The organism is Terasakiella sp. 4MB5A, assembly GCF_050058155.1.
Lineage (GTDB): Bacteria > Pseudomonadota > Alphaproteobacteria > Rhodospirillales > Terasakiellaceae > Terasakiella > Terasakiella halodenitrificans.
The window spans coordinates 1,295,722-1,309,494 of the sequence record NZ_CP188815.1 but is presented as its reverse complement, the minus strand read 5'-3'; the positions used below and the strand labels follow the sequence as shown (position 1 = coordinate 1,309,494).

The 13,773-nt window shown below is 45.6% G+C and carries 16 protein-coding genes; 8 read left to right on the top strand and 8 right to left on the bottom strand.

Annotated features, from left to right (window positions below; all coding sequences use genetic code 11):
• Positions 1 to 34 precede the first annotated feature (34 nt).
• The 3 genes from ACI0FF_RS06250 to ACI0FF_RS06240 are packed head-to-tail and all read left to right on the top strand — an operon-like array spanning position 35 to position 2,189.
• Positions 35 to 724, top strand: coding sequence for a phage tail protein (locus ACI0FF_RS06250; protein WP_419799261.1), 690 nt, complete (start codon positions 35 to 37; stop codon positions 722 to 724).
• Positions 725 to 775: 51 nt separating this feature from the next.
• Positions 776 to 1,483 carry a phage tail protein gene (locus tag ACI0FF_RS06245; protein WP_419799260.1) on the top strand — a complete coding sequence of 236 codons (708 nt, stop codon included), beginning with the start codon at positions 776 to 778 and terminating at the stop codon, positions 1,481 to 1,483.
• 25 nt (positions 1,484 to 1,508) lie between these two features.
• On the top strand, positions 1,509 to 2,189 hold the full coding sequence (locus ACI0FF_RS06240) for a phage tail protein (protein ID WP_419799259.1): 681 nt from the start codon (positions 1,509 to 1,511) through the stop codon (positions 2,187 to 2,189).
• A 41-nt stretch (positions 2,190 to 2,230) separates the two neighbouring features.
• On the opposite strand, the gene ACI0FF_RS06235 is transcribed toward ACI0FF_RS06240, so the two are convergent.
• A complete protein-coding gene (locus tag ACI0FF_RS06235; RefSeq protein WP_419799258.1) occupies positions 2,231 to 3,508 on the bottom strand; it encodes a serine dehydratase subunit alpha family protein in 1,278 nt (425 codons plus the stop codon).
• Between the two features lie 343 nt (positions 3,509 to 3,851).
• Between ACI0FF_RS06235 and ACI0FF_RS06230 the strand changes: the two genes are divergently transcribed.
• Genes ACI0FF_RS06230 through ACI0FF_RS06220 form a run of 3 tightly spaced genes read left to right on the top strand, consistent with a single transcriptional unit; the run spans position 3,852 to position 6,050 of the window.
• Positions 3,852 to 4,577: a phage tail protein gene (locus ACI0FF_RS06230; RefSeq protein WP_419799257.1), complete on the top strand. Its 726-nt coding sequence runs from the start codon at positions 3,852 to 3,854 to the stop codon at positions 4,575 to 4,577.
• 49 nt (positions 4,578 to 4,626) lie between these two features.
• Positions 4,627 to 5,343 carry a phage tail protein gene (locus tag ACI0FF_RS06225; protein WP_419799256.1) on the top strand — a complete coding sequence of 239 codons (717 nt, stop codon included), beginning with the start codon at positions 4,627 to 4,629 and terminating at the stop codon, positions 5,341 to 5,343.
• Between the two features lie 26 nt (positions 5,344 to 5,369).
• Positions 5,370 to 6,050, top strand: a complete 681-nt coding sequence (locus tag ACI0FF_RS06220) for a phage tail protein (protein ID WP_419799255.1) — start codon at positions 5,370 to 5,372, stop codon at positions 6,048 to 6,050.
• An 80-nt stretch (positions 6,051 to 6,130) separates the two neighbouring features.
• On the opposite strand, the gene glnA is transcribed toward ACI0FF_RS06220, so the two are convergent.
• Together glnA and ACI0FF_RS06210 are read right to left on the bottom strand one after the other, a co-directional pair.
• Positions 6,131 to 7,552, bottom strand: coding sequence for a type I glutamate--ammonia ligase (gene glnA, locus ACI0FF_RS06215; RefSeq protein ID WP_419799254.1), 1,422 nt, complete (start codon positions 7,550 to 7,552; stop codon positions 6,131 to 6,133).
• Between the two features lie 63 nt (positions 7,553 to 7,615).
• Positions 7,616 to 7,954: a P-II family nitrogen regulator gene (locus ACI0FF_RS06210; RefSeq protein WP_188661310.1), complete on the bottom strand. Its 339-nt coding sequence runs from the start codon at positions 7,952 to 7,954 to the stop codon at positions 7,616 to 7,618.
• Positions 7,955 to 8,496: 542 nt separating this feature from the next.
• On the opposite strand from ACI0FF_RS06210, the gene ACI0FF_RS06205 reads away from it, so the two are divergent.
• A complete protein-coding gene (locus ACI0FF_RS06205; RefSeq protein ID WP_419799253.1) occupies positions 8,497 to 8,868 on the top strand; it encodes a hypothetical protein in 372 nt (123 codons plus the stop codon).
• On the opposite strand, the gene ACI0FF_RS06200 is transcribed toward ACI0FF_RS06205, so the two are convergent.
• Both ACI0FF_RS06200 and ACI0FF_RS06195 read right to left on the bottom strand, forming a co-directional pair.
• Positions 8,865 to 9,065, bottom strand: a complete 201-nt coding sequence (locus ACI0FF_RS06200; protein ID WP_419799252.1) for a hypothetical protein — start codon at positions 9,063 to 9,065, stop codon at positions 8,865 to 8,867. The genes ACI0FF_RS06205 and ACI0FF_RS06200 overlap by 4 nt on opposite strands.
• Positions 9,066 to 9,079: 14 nt before the next feature.
• On the bottom strand, positions 9,080 to 9,598 hold the full coding sequence (locus tag ACI0FF_RS06195; RefSeq protein WP_419799251.1) for a hypothetical protein: 519 nt from the start codon (positions 9,596 to 9,598) through the stop codon (positions 9,080 to 9,082).
• Positions 9,599 to 9,765: 167 nt separating this feature from the next.
• Between ACI0FF_RS06195 and ACI0FF_RS06190 the strand changes: the two genes are divergently transcribed.
• Positions 9,766 to 10,683 (top strand): metal ABC transporter solute-binding protein, Zn/Mn family, encoded by a 918-nt coding sequence (locus tag ACI0FF_RS06190; protein WP_419799250.1) that lies wholly within the window; start codon positions 9,766 to 9,768, stop codon positions 10,681 to 10,683.
• A 136-nt stretch (positions 10,684 to 10,819) separates the two neighbouring features.
• Here the strand turns inward: ACI0FF_RS06190 and ACI0FF_RS06185 are convergent, their stop codons facing one another.
• From ACI0FF_RS06185 to ACI0FF_RS06175, 3 genes are all read right to left on the bottom strand, one after another.
• Positions 10,820 to 11,020: a hypothetical protein gene (locus tag ACI0FF_RS06185; RefSeq protein ID WP_419799249.1), complete on the bottom strand. Its 201-nt coding sequence runs from the start codon at positions 11,018 to 11,020 to the stop codon at positions 10,820 to 10,822.
• A gap of 175 nt (positions 11,021 to 11,195) precedes the next feature.
• Positions 11,196 to 12,206, bottom strand: coding sequence for a type I glyceraldehyde-3-phosphate dehydrogenase (locus tag ACI0FF_RS06180; protein ID WP_419799248.1), 1,011 nt, complete (start codon positions 12,204 to 12,206; stop codon positions 11,196 to 11,198).
• Positions 12,207 to 12,360: 154 nt separating this feature from the next.
• On the bottom strand, positions 12,361 to 13,719 hold the full coding sequence (locus ACI0FF_RS06175; RefSeq protein WP_419799247.1) for an alanine/glycine:cation symporter family protein: 1,359 nt from the start codon (positions 13,717 to 13,719) through the stop codon (positions 12,361 to 12,363).
• Between the last annotated feature and the right edge of the window lie 54 nt (positions 13,720 to 13,773).

Below are 13,773 nucleotides of genomic sequence, written 5' to 3'. Positions count from 1 at the left end.
CACTTCTTTACGTTACACCACTTAGGAGAGTAAGATGAAATTCAAGAAGGCGGCCTCTGTTGCCGCGCTCACCATTTCGTTCATGTCGGGATTAATGACCACCGCCCCAGTTCATGCGGCCTCACCCACATCTTATATCGGCACTATTTTTGCCACCGGCGCAAAGTTTTGCCCGCGCAATACTGTTGAAGCCAAAGGGCAACTGGTAGCAATTTCACAGTTTGAGGCCCTATATTCAGTCATCGGATACGCCTATGGCGGGGATGGACGCGTTAGTTTCGGCCTGCCGGATTTACGCGCGCGCGCTCTTGTCGGCGTTGGAACCGGCCCCGGCTTAACCCCAACCCCGCGCGGGCTTAAAAACGGACAACAATTCGTTACATTGACTTCCTCAAATCTGCCGTCCCATACCCATACAAGTACATTCGATAAGGTGCCTCAAACAACCTTTGCGGTCTCTACCAACAACGCAAGCCACCCAACGCCCGTAAACAATGATTGGATCGCCACAAAAAAACAAGGTTTTGCAACACAAAATTCATACATTGCACCGGCTGACAAAGGCACAACGGCCAAAGTTGTCGCATCCAATACCGCGTCATCAAGTGGCGGAACTGTCAGTCTTCTTAACGCAGGTAGTGGCATCCAAATGGGGATCAATACACCCAGTATTGTCATACGTTACTGCGTTGTGACCCAGGGTGTCTATCCCCCACGTACGTAAACGCATCCCTACGCTTTTCCTATCTGATCATTTTTCAAGAGGATCACTTTAATGTTTTCCAAAGATATCATAAAACCATTTGGTCTTGCCGTAGCTGGCCTGCTCGCAAGTACACATCTGACAACAGCAGCCTACGCTGATTGTGAACCAGACCCCTATGTCGGCAGCATCTGTATGACGGCGGCTTCCTTTTGCCCAGATCAATATTTCACGCTTGGCCCTGTTCAATATATAAGTATTAGCCAACAACAAATGCTTTTCTCTTTGTTGACAGATACTTATGGCGGCAACATGCAAACAAACTTCGGCCTTCCTGCCACCGAAGGCCGCGTCTTGCGTTCCGAAGGCTCTCCTCCTGGCTTAATCGGAGTCCAGCAAGGTCAGATATTTGGCTCAACCCATGTCTATATGACAGAGGGAAATATACCTACACACACGCATACAGCCACTTATGCACCGTTTGGTGCAGATGGTCCCGGATTAGATGTCTCCACAGAGAACGGAACTAAACCAACTCCTGCCACAGGGGATTATATGGCTGTTTCAAACCGCAATGGCACACAAAGCAAAAGCTTTATTGCCGCAAGCAGCGCTGATCCCACAGCAGACATCAGCGGTGGCTATATTTCAGACCTCCCGCCAGAACAACCAATTGAGATATCTGTGACGGGTAGCAGCGGTGCTATCCCCGTTTCGCCGCCGCAACTCGGCATGCGCTACTGCATCGCTTACGACGGTACATATCCACCACGTTCTTAATAGGTCAAAGATTTGGAAGAAGACTATGAAAAAATTGAACTTATATAAAGCAGCTTTACTAAGCGGCAGTGTCCTCACCTTGATATTTGGCAGCATAACGGCACAAGCCTGCAGCGATGAAGCTTATCTTGGCAGCGTATGCGTAACGTCGGGTAGTTATTGTCCCAAAAATTTCTCCCCCGCTGACGGTCAAATCTTGGCCATTTCCAGTAATCAAGCCCTGTATTCCTTACTGGGGAATATGTATGGCGGCAGTGCCCCAACAACCTTTGCCTTACCGGATTTACGCAGCAAGACCCCAGTTGGCATCGGTGGTAGCTTAAACCTCCAACAAGGGCAACGCTACGGTCAGGAAAAGGTGACGCTCACAGTCGGTCAACTTGCCGACCATACTCACGAGGCAACCTTCACACCAGACACATCTGGCGAATTTAACGTAAAGGCTTCACAAAATGCAGCCCAGAAAGAAGTTCCTGCCGACGGTGATATGCTGGCAACGCCCCCTGTGAACGGATATATCTCTAACGGACAACAAGGTGGTGCCGTTATGCTTGGCGGGGCACAAGCCACCCCAAGCGCAGGCAGTGTTGTGCAAATTGCAAATACAGGGTCCACATCCCCAGCCCCGATTAGCATAATTGATCCACAAACTTCGGGACAATATTGCATCAAAATGAAAGGCCTTTATCCGCCTCGTCCGGACTAAGTCACTTTCAGCCCTGCCGGACCAAACGGCAGGGCTTTTTTTTAATCCAGCATCATATCAATAATGACTTTATCCGTTTCACGCATACCATCACGCCCAAGTTTGGCAACATTGGCGATTGTGCTTTCAATATCGCCCTTCACAATCCCTTCGCCGTCCTTAAAATGGCGCCCTTGTTTCGCCATATGAAAGCCGAGGATCCCTGCCTCCACCGATGCGGCGATTTTTGAGGCACAGGCAGGCTTTGCGCCATCACATATAATCCCTGAAACCGACCCCAAACTATTGATCAGAGTTTGATTGATCACCTCGTGATCAGCCTCATGTAACCAGGCAATTCCAGCTGCCGCGGCTGCCCCCGCACTCACCACACCGCAATAGGCTGATAACCAGCCAATCCCCGATTTTAAATGGACCGCAACAAGATTGGAAACAACCAAGGCCCGTAATAATTTTTCATGGGAAACATCTAATTCTTTGGCATATTCAATCACAGGGATCGAAACTGTTATGCCTTGATTGCCACTGCCTGTGACAATCATAACCGGTAATTCACACCCGCTCATGCGTGCATCAGACCCGGCAGAGGCCCGCGCTTTTGCCCGCGTTTTGACATCTTCCCCCCAGACCTGCATCAAGGTGGCACCGATATTGGCGCCCCAATTCCCTTTTAAACCTTCATCAGCGATTTGACTATTATAGGTAATTTGTTGTTCAAGCAGGTCTTGAATGTCCGCAATCTCAACAACTTGTGCAAAATCAAGAATGGATTCAATACTTAAGCAACCTCGATCTGTATGGTTTGTACCAACAGAAACATCAGATACATCTTGTTTAAACAAGATCTCGTCATCTTTGGTGATCAAAACGATGTTCGTATGATAACGTGAAATCTGCACCGTTGCCTTGGACTTCACCCCGTAAACCGTAACGATCATGTCGAATGTATGTTCACTCTCCAGCGATTTAACATCAATATTGTCACTGTCCAAATAGTCTTGAACTTCACCGTATTGGCATGATTTCACGCGGCTTAAAACTTGCAAACCTTCATCTGAATCCCCGGCAATAATCCCAGCAGCAGCCGCAGCGCCAATTCCCTTAAGCCCACCCGTATTTGGCACGACGACGCTTTTGGAATTTTTGATCAAGTTTGCCGTCACCTGAAGATCAACCTTTTGCGGTAATTCCCCCAAAACTGCGCATGCCTTTGCCGCGCCATAAGCAATCGCAATCGGTTCTGTACATCCCATCGCCGGGATCAATTCTTCTTGCAGGATTTTAAGGTGTTGAGAATAGTCGATATCATCATTTTTCATTAGAGTATGCTTTCTTTTAGAACAGCTTTTAACTTGCATAAAGAATACCGCAACCTATCGAGTAGAATTTCCTTTTTTTCCAGTAATTTATATATTTCTTAGTTTTTTTTACTATTTAAAAATCAAATTTTAGGAAATATTTTTATTTTATCTTTTTGTGCAGTTGCTATCTTCACCCCTCTCAGTCATGCATAACACACTTATTTTTTCTACTCTGGATTGTTAAATAATTTATAAAAAAAATAAAAAGGAGCATTCCTATTTAATAACAAGGTAAAATTGCCTAGTCTCTTAATTGTTAAAAATAACTGATTTCGAATTCAAGACAAACAAGGACCTTGTAATGAAATATTCCACTACCAGTTGCTTTTCAGCACTGACTCTTGTGCTGGCAACGGGTTTGCTCCCGCCATCTACAGCGCAGGCCACATCACAAAACACATATATCGGCACCATTTTTTATACAGCCGCCAACTTTTGCCCCAAGTTCTCGTTACCACCTGAAGGGCAAGTTCTCGATATCGTTCAATTTCGTCTACTTTATTCCCTTATCGGAAACACTTATGGCGGAAATGGTATTACAGAGTTTGCCCTACCTGATTTGCGTGGGCGCTCTGTCGTTGGTGCAAGCCGGATGGAAACGCCAAATGGGCTCCCCGCCAAACCTTTTGGATACAAAGGGGGGCAAACCTCAATACAGTTAAAAATGGAAAATTTACCCGCCCACAGCCATATTGCCGCCCTTAAAAATCAAGACAAACCATTCAGCACAGAATTTTATGTGTCAACCGAAACCGGATCAGAACCGACTTCCACACCGGATACTTGGTTGGCCCGTAAAAAACAGGGATTCTCCAATATAGACTCGTACATACCCGCAAATGAGGCAGGTAAAACAGCCAAGGTTTCTACCACACACAACCCGTCCCCAACTTTGGGAGAGGTTAGCCTACAGCCGGCAGGAAAGGACTTGCCCTTGCCTTTAAGCATCAACACCTCAAACATTGTCTTGCAAAGCTGCATGGTTGTAACAGGACCGGATTATCCCACCAGACCAAATGAAAATTGATCCGCAAGATATATTTTCTCCATCAATCACTCTTTTAAAGAGGTTACTTATGCATTTCAAAACCATTCTTAAATTTGGGGGACTTACTCTATGCGGCTTAATCGCAAATACATTTCCCTTATCATCCCCTGCCCATGCCAGTTGTTCCCCTGAGCCCTACCTTGGAACAGTCTGCATTACCGCTGCCGTCTATTGCCCGCGCGGATATATTGAACTTGGCCCAAGCAAAACCCTTGCAAATCATAGCAATGAATTTCAATCTTTATTCTCTCTTATCTCTACGATCTATGGCGGGGATTTTAAAACCACGTTCAAGACACCGGAAACGGCAGGGCGTATCCTGCGTTCCCCCGGTAATGGACCTGATTTAGAACCGGCAAAACTGGCTGATCTTTCAGGTTCCGCTTCTACTCGCATACTATATGAAAATATGCCATCTCATACACATAATGGAACGTACTCCCCATATAAATACGAACGTCCACATATAAATGTATCAACCGAGAACGGCACCAAACCCATACCGGAAGAGGGTGACTATCTCGCCGTTTCTAATAAAGGCGGAAATCAAAGCAAAAGTTTTATCCAAAAAAATAGAATAGAACATGGCACCGCCATTGCAGGAAATCGCATCACGAGCCAACCGGCATCATCCGATTTGATTGTGAACCCAACTGGAAACGGACAATCCATTCGAACAGTCCCCCCCCAATTAGGTTTACGGTTTTGCCTCGCCAATATGGGTTACTGGCCACCTCGCCATTAGTAGAATTAAATTTTCGGATATAAATTATGATACGTTCTTTCACACAAATGGCACGCTGCACCGGTATTGCACTCGGTTTTAGTAGCCTTGCTTTCTTTACATCATCGCATGCTGCATTCGCTTGTGCCGAAAACGACTATATTGCCAGCATTTGCGTAACATCCAGCAATTGGTGCCCCGATACTTACGTCCCCGCTACCGGGCAGTTGCTTCCCATCCAGGATTATTCCGCTCTCTTTCAAACAATGGGGACAACATATGGCGGTGATGGACGCAGTGTTTTCCGCTTGCCAGATTTACGTTCCAGAACAGTTGTTGGTATTGGTGGCCCCCTCAATATTCAACAAGGACAAATGCTTGGCAGCGAAACAATCACGCTGAAGACAGAAAATCTCCCGCCTCATACTCATAAAGGTGAATATACAAGTAGTGGATCTTCCGCTCAAATTGATGTCCATGTCTCGCAAACTCCCGCAGAAAAAGAAATTCCAGAAGATGGCGACATGCTTGCGCAACCGCCATTGCCTGGCTTCGTCCCAAATCAAAGCGAAGAAAAACTTGTGAAACTGGGTGGGGTTCATCAACCCGTTTCCGCCCCTACAATCCAAGAAACAGGCACTGGAATTCCAGTCGACATCACCAATCCGGAAATAGCAGCCTTATATTGCATTAAAATTAAAGGCAATTTCCCCCCACATCCCAACTAACAAAAAAGGAGGGAGGCCTCTCAGCCTCCCTCCCACATTTCGTAATCAGGAACAATGATCGCCCCCGATTTACACCCGTATTATGAAGAATAATACATTTTGAATTCGATCGGGTGCGGCGCGTGTTCGAAGTTATAGACTTCTTCCCACTTGAGATCGAGGTAGCCGTCGATCATGTCGTCGTCCATGACGCCGCCTTTTTTCAGGTATTCGCGGTCTGCATCCAGTGCTTCCAGTGCTTCGCGCAAAGAACCTGCAACTGTCGGCACTTCAGCCAATTCTTCAGCCGGCAGATCATAGAGGTTTTTATCCATTGCTTCACCCGGGTGGATTTTGTTCTGGATACCGTCAAGGCCGGCCATCATCATGGCAGTAAAGGCCAGATACGGGTTCGCAGTCGCATCCGGGAAACGGATTTCAACACGCTTGCCTTTCGGGCTCGGCGAGAACGGGATACGGCAAGATGCAGAACGGTTACGCGCAGAGTATGCCAACAGAACCGGTGCTTCGAAACCCGGGATCAAACGCTTGTAAGAGTTTGTAGACGGGTTGGTGAACGCGTTCAAAGATTTCGCGTGCTTGATGATACCACCGATGTAGTACAGGCACATGTCGGACAGGTCTGCATAACCATTACCAGCAAACAACGGCTTGCCATCTTTCCAGATAGACTGGTGTGTGTGCATACCAGAACCGTTGTCACCCGCGATCGGTTTCGGCATGAATGTTGCCGTTTTACCGAAGCTGTGCGCAACCATGTGAACAACGTATTTGTATGTTTGTACGTTGTCCGCTGTTTCGATCAGTTTTCCGAACATCATGCCCAATTCGTGCTGAGCCGGGGCAACTTCATGGTGGTGCTTGTCCATCGGAAGGCCCATTTCCTTCGCGATTGTTGTCATTTCTGCGCGCAGATCTTGAGCAGAGTCAACCGGCGGTACCGGGAAATAGCCGCCTTTAACGCCAGGACGGTGGCCTGTGTTGCCTTCGTCAAACTCTTTACCAGTCACCCACGGACCTTCATCAGAGTCGATTTTAAAGCCTGTGTCGTGCATTTCGTTGGAATAACGCACATCGTCAAATACGAAGAATTCCGGCTCTGCACCGAAATAAGCTGTATCACCGATACCTGCAGACTCCATGTAAGCAACAGCTTTTTTCGCGATTGAACGCGGGTCACGGTTGTAAGGTGTCCCTGTTGACGGCTCATAAATGTCGCAGTTTACGATCAGGCACGGCTGTGCAGAGAACGGATCGATGATTGCAGAGGTCGGGTCAGGGATCAAAGACATATCTGACTCGTTAATTTCCTTCCAGCCTTCGATGGAAGAACCATCGAACATGATACCATCTTCGAAATCGCTTTCAGACAGTACGTCCGCACACATGGTCAAGTGCTGCCATTTGCCACGCGGGTCTGTGAAACGCAAGTCGATATAGTCGATTTCGTTTTCTTTACAGACTTTGAAGATATCTTCAGGAGTTTTGCAATCCAAGGGCATAATGCTTCCCTTCCCTTACTTACTTGGTTGTGAAAAAAAGATTTAGTTATTCCGAATGAAGGCTTAAACGGCTTCCGGGCCAGTTTCCCCGGTACGAATACGAATAGCTTCTTCAACAGTGGAAATAAAGATTTTGCCATCCCCGATGCGACCGGTGTGTGCGGCCTGTTGGATGGCTTCAACGGCGCCCTCCACCATAGCATCGTCAATGACGAGTTCGATTTTTACCTTCGGCAAAAAGTCAACGACATATTCTGCGCCACGATACAGTTCTGTGTGACCTTTCTGACGACCGAAGCCCTTCGCCTCGATTACCGTGATACCTTGCAAACCGACTTCATGGAGTGCTTCTTTCACTTCATCCAATTTAAACGGTTTGATAATGGCTTCGATTTTTTTCATCAGTAGACGCCTCTTTTATGTCTTACAGTAAACTCTAACTTCCCAAATGAAATGCATTTGCGATGTCACACCTGCACTTCTGTCGCAACATATAAAGCATAGATCATGCCAACTTTAAAAAATCAGAGAAAAACAAGTGATTCCGTATTTTTACGTCATCTTTTCATGTTGAGTGCCTCATTTTTAAACAATATTTAAGCCTGAATTTTAGGCGATTGATTAATTTTTAATCAGTACACAACCTGAAAACCATAGCTTGAATATGTCTTTTCCCGATCCCGTTTCGACTTTGCTCCACATCGTAATCTGGATTGCAGTCGATCAGAAACGAAAAAATAAAAACGATGCAAATTATCATTAAGTTATTGATATATAAAAATTATATTCCAGATCAAGAATCTACATTTTTAAGAAAATTCTCCTTTGGGCCAACGACTCGTACATTCAAGGAGACAACTCGATTATTGCATAAAGATACCGGAACGCTTAAAAAGTTATCGGGCATCAAACAGGTGCCTAACTCTTAGGCGGAAGTTAAGACGATGACTCATATAGACAAATTCAACGACCTGCTCAGTCAAGAAGATGAAAACGTCGATTTGTATCTGTTCGGCTGGTTTGATAATACAGGAAATACAGGCGACTACGGCTTAAACGTCCCGCCAGCCCATAAAACATTTCAAACCTTAGTTACGACAACTTACATGTTCCAAAGCGAGCCATCTTTCACGCTATGTTGTCGCCCATTTAAAATGTCGCAAGCACAATTTGATTACCTACAAGAACATGATTTAGACACACAAGAGTTTCTCGCAACTCTCGGTCCCTTGCCGGATATCACTTTTGCCTTGGACCTTTCCCAACACAAAGACGTTAACAGCGCCCTTGATACCATAAAAGACTTATCCTTCTAAACGCTGTACTTCAACCCGATTATCCCTGCTGATTTTCGGAGCTGTTTAGGGTCAAGCAGACTGGGCATGCGCATCCCAAAATCATAGACATTACTTTTGACATGACGTACAGACAGGCCCTTTTCTTCGGCTTCTTTTACAAAGGCTTCGATTTTATCCGGGTGAACTGCAATTTTTCCAAATGATTGATAGTCCATAATGCGCCTATGAATTATTTTTTCTTTTTCAGCTCTTTGATCTTGTTCAAACGCTGATCCGTAATCGCGTTAAACTGGTCGATCGCCCCGTAAATTTGTTGACCAATGGCCGTGATACGTTGCTGACGATTGTCTTTCGCATCCATATGGGTCTTAAACAAATAATTGGCATCTTCTTTTGGCAAGCTGAACATTTCCATCTGCATCATATCTTGCAACGCTCTTTCAAATTTAGGAACTTTACGAATACGATTATAGCTGCGAAATTTTTTATGCTCATATTCAAAGTCCATCTTATCCTTTTGCATGACAATACAGATTTTTGCAGGTTTTCCCGCTTGCAAATCATCCAGACAAGTTTGTGAAGTCTTATCAAACTGCTCAACAAGCCCCTGCATACGGTTAGCTTCAGCCTGCATTTCCTGAAGATGGACCATATATTCCCCAAGCTTCTTATCATAAGCGGGATCAGCATGAGCAACGGTCGCCACAAAACAACCCATCGCAGCAAAGCAAAAGACCAGTTTCTTCATAATTTTATCCTATATTCAGACACGTTTAGATTTGTCTAATCGTAAAATGTGGCAAAGCCGTGGTCATATCTTCGATAGCGAAAAAATATTCCAGACTGATGTAAGTCAATGCCAGACTCATAAGACTGCTTCAAGGTGAGGCAACATTCACATGAAGGAAACCTAAAATGTTCTGGCGCAAATCTCTCGTTATCGCAACGGCTCTTGTCGGTGTTCTCTCAACGTCTGCGGCCTATGCCGCCCAAAAGACAGAGGTTATCGCAACCATCAAACCAATTCATTCCCTGCTTTCAAGCCTGATGAAAGACGTAGGCACACCCGTCTTGTTGATCAAAGATAAAGTACCACTAAATTACGTGCCAAGTGAAACCGACCTGCAAAAATTGAAAAAAGCTGATCTTGTTGTCTGGATGGGGCCCGAACTGGAACAATCCCTGAGTACATCATTAAGCAACAGTAAAAATGCTTTTGAAATGCTGTCCTATTCCGACTTTAAAATTTTACCCCAGCGAAACAATGATAAACGACGCGACCCTTATATGTGGCTGGATGTCCGTAACGCAGAAGTCATGGTTGATGCCCTTTATGACAATCTGGTTAATATCGACCCAAAACACGAAAAAACATATACGGAAAACCGCAGGGCGATGAAACGTGAAATTGCTGCTCTTGACCGTAAATTTGAATTCGGCTTTCGTTCCATTGCTGCTGGTCAATCGTGGCTTTATCATGATACCCAGCAATATTTTGAACAATCCTATGCTTTTAAAGTTCGCGATATCCTTGCCACAAATGCCGGTGATGAAGCAGACATGGCCAACATGTTGACTTTGCGGGCAAAATTAAATGATATGGGCCCCGTTTGTTTTTTCACAGAAGAAGGTTTAACCGATAAAAACCTCTCATTTGCGTTGGATGGATCTGATACAAAAGTCGCGACTTTGAAATCCTATGGCTTAAGCTTTAAGACTGGTCCCGGTTTGTATCAGGAAATGATGCAATATAATTTCGATACCATTGCCAACTGTTTCAAAGATATCGGTGCAACATATGTTGAACCAACTAAAAGAAAAAAGCCCGAATAGCAAGGTATCCAACATAGATTAATTCTGTTGCGGCGATAAGGGCCATAAAGGCAAGAAGATATTTATTAATGCTCATATGGCCATTTTCGCCGTTTTCTTTTTCTACGTACTTGAGGCTGGTCAACCAAAGAGAAAGTCACTCCGCCAAAGTGATCGCAATAGATCGGTTATCTCTCTTTTTTGCATGAGGCACCGACTTAAAATAATCTGGTTCCGGGAAAACATGTTTTTCCCAATTTTGTGAAATCAGCGATAGCCTGTCACAAATCACAATTCGTTTTGTTGTCTCCGTTTGCGCTAAAGAGGAGGCATCATTTCTCGTCGTTTTCTTCATCATGGCAAGATTCCTTATCGTGGCTTTCCTGCTTCTGATAATTCAAGAACTATACCAACTGGGCATAAATCTTTAACTCTTTGTTAATAAATAAAAATCAAAAAGCGTACTCTCATCCCAATTCACACAAGCAGGAAAAATTGCCGCCCGCCGTGGAATTATCTACCTACCTTCAAACTCACAAGCTCAGCCAATGCCGGGAAACGTCCAGCATCCGGTTCGCAAAGCCCCATTCATTATCAAACCAGCAAAACAGCTTCAGCATCCGTTTGGAATTTACCTTGGTTTGCGAACCATCCACCACACATGACAAAGGTGAATGATTGAAGTCTACCGAGGCATGCGGTTCTTCTGTGTAGCCTAGAATATGGGATAAAGCGCCTTTGCTTAAATCTGAGAACAGTGCATTAACCTCTTCAACGCTCACATCCTTTTTCATATTCAGCGAGATATCCAAAACAGAAACATTCTGTGTCGGCACACGGATATGCAAACAATCAAACTTCCCCTGCAAATGCGGAAGCATTCTCTCAATGCCGCGCGCAAGCGAGGTATCAATTGGTATAATAGATTGTAACCCACCTCGACTGAGGCGCAGATTGCGCGCGTTTGAACTGTCGATAATCGGTTGATCATTCATCGCAGAATGTATGGTGGTGGTCATCCCGTTTTCCACACCCCATTTTTGATCCAGTGCCTTCAGAACCGGAACAATACAGTTCGTTGTACAAGATGCGGCGGAAACGATGCGTTGTTTATTATTCAAGACTTCATCGTTCACTCCGTAAACAACTGTGGCTTCGACCTCTGGTAACGCAGGTTGGGAAAAAAGCAGCCGTTTCGCCCCAGCATCAAGGTAGCGTTGCGCCTGTGCCAAATCGCCAAACGTACCACTGCATTCCAAAATCAGGTCGATTTCCAAATCCTGCCAATCCAGGTCTGTCGGGTTCTCGGTATTTGAAACACGAATAACATCCCCGCCCACAATCAAATTACCATCGTGATGTTCCACACAAACCGGAAAACGCCCATGGGTCGTATCATAACGTGTCATATAGGTCAGGGTTTCAATATCGCTCAGACTATTGATGGCAACAACCTGCATGCCCCATTTGTCTTTACTTTCATAAAGGGCGCGCAAAATTGCCTGTCCGATCCGGCCATAGCCATTTATTGCAATACGATACATGTTCCTGTTTCCTTAAACCCAAAAGACCCACCGACATCATAGTCAGTGGGTCTTTTTTCTCAATCCCTAACCAAAAGGATTTTTAATTCACTGCTATTTTGTAAATCCCGAGCAGGTTTCCTCAACCTGCGACGACGCATTTACTTTAAAGACTCTAATCGTTTTTATGGCGCTCAAAATAGGCTTGCGTCATTTTGAAAACCACCGGGCTTAAAACCGCAATGGCAATCAAGTTCGGCAAGGCCATCATAGCGTTCAGCGTATCTGCCAATAACCAGATAAAGTCAAGGCTGACCGTTGCTCCTAAAGGAACAGCCAAAACCCAAACAATACGGTAAGGGACAATAGATTTCACACCAAACAAATATTCCACGCAGCGTTCCCCATACAAGGACCACCCCAAAATGGTGGTGAAGGCAAAGATAGCCAGCGACACGGCAACAATATAATTTCCTGCCCCCGGCAACGCATCGGCAAAGGCCGCCGATGTCAGGGCCGCACCAGACTCACCGGATGTCCATAGACCGGATGTCACAATCACCAAACCGGTAATCGTACAAACAATAATCGTATCAATAAAAGTACCGAGCATGGCAATCAAGCCTTGGCGAACCGGATCTTTCGTTTGCGCAGACGCATGGGCAATCGGGGCAGACCCCAGCCCAGCTTCGTTTGAAAAGACACCACGTGCCACACCAAAACGGATCGCTGCCCAAACAGCCGCACCGGCGAACCCGCCTTCAGCCGCATGTCCTGTGAACGCACTTTCGAAAATCAAGGCAAACGCATGCCCCAGTTGATCGGCATTGATAAACAAAACAACCAATCCCACCAAAACATAAGCAATCGCCATAAAGGGAACCAAGGCCCCGGCAACCGAACCAATCCGTTTGATCCCGCCGATCAAAACAGCACCAACAAAGATCATCAAGATAAAGCCGGACACCAATGGCGGAATAGCAAAATTCGTTTCAATCACTTGCGCAATTGAATTGGATTGCACACCATTACCGATCCCGAAACCAGCCACCGCACCGAACAACGCAAATAGGGTGCCTAACCACGCCCATTTTTTGCCCATACCGTTTTTGATATAGTACATCGGACCACCGACATGGTTACCGTCTTCATCAACTTCACGGAAATTCACGGCTAGAACGGCTTCTGAATATTTGGTTGCCATCCCAACAAGGGCAGTCATCCACATCCAGAACAAGGCACCGGGTCCACCAAGGAACACCGCCGTTGCCACACCGGCAATATTCCCTGTCCCCACGGTTGCCGCCAAGGCTGTCATGAGAGCCTGATAGGGGGGAACTTCCCCTTCGTTTTCTTCGCCACTGCGCGCACGCACGCCACCAGCCAACAATTTAAAGCCTGTCCCCAACTGCAAGATCGGCATTAATTTCAAACCGATACTCATAAACAGGCCAACACCTAAAATCAGGATCAGCATCGGCCAACCCCAAACAATTCCATTAATATCACCTATTATGGAAGTTATTGTTTCCATTATTAAAAATCCTCTCTCTGTATATGAAACGTTTTTATTTTTATTGGGGCTTTA